The 692-nt window shown below is 64.5% G+C and carries 1 protein-coding gene; it reads left to right on the top strand.

Annotation, left to right across the window (positions count from 1 at the left end):
* On the top strand, window positions 1–692 hold a 692-nt coding region (locus EOA19_RS34975; protein WP_164747215.1), incomplete at both ends, for a beta-ketoacyl-[acyl-carrier-protein] synthase family protein.

Here is a 692-nt window from a genome sequence, read left to right as displayed (position 1 = left end):
AGCTTGAGCCTCGGCTTGCGCGGGCCGGTCTTCGGGGTGACCTCCGCATGTGCCTCGGCCAACCATGCGATCGCCTCGGCGGTGGACCAGATCAAGCTGGGCCGGGCCGACGTAATGGTTTCCGGGGGCAGCGACGCACCCTTCGCATGGGGCGTGCTGAAAGCATGGGAAGCAATGCGCGTGCTTTCACCCGATACCTGCCGGCCCTTCTCCGCCGATAGGAAGGGCCTGGTGCTGGGCGAGGGTGCGGGCATGGCCGTGCTGGAAAGCTACGAGCATGCCACGAGGCGTGGTGCCACAATTCTTGCCGAGATCGCCGGCGTCGGCCTTTCCGCCGATGCCTTCCACATTGCCGCGCCATCTGTCGAGGGGCCAGCGTCGGCGATGCGCGCCTGCCTTGCCGATGCCGGGCTGAATGCCGAGGACGTCGACTACCTCAACGCGCACGGCACCGGTACCAAGAGCAATGATCAGACTGAAACGGCGGCGATCAAGCGTGTGTTTGGAAACCACGCTTATTCGATGTCCATCTCTTCCACCAAGTCCACGCACGCGCATTGCCTCGGCGCAGCGAGCGCGCTTGAAATGATCGCCTGCGTGATGGCAATCCAAGAGGACGTCGTGCCGCCGACCGCCAACTATCGCGAGCCAGATCCCGCTTGCGACCTCGACATCACACCCAATGTGCCGCG

The organism is Mesorhizobium sp. M7A.F.Ca.US.010.02.1.1 (genome assembly GCF_004023085.1).
Classification (GTDB): domain Bacteria; phylum Pseudomonadota; class Alphaproteobacteria; order Rhizobiales; family Rhizobiaceae; genus Mesorhizobium.
The sequence above is the reverse complement of the archived record's forward strand: the minus strand, read 5'-3'. Positions and strand labels throughout refer to the sequence as shown.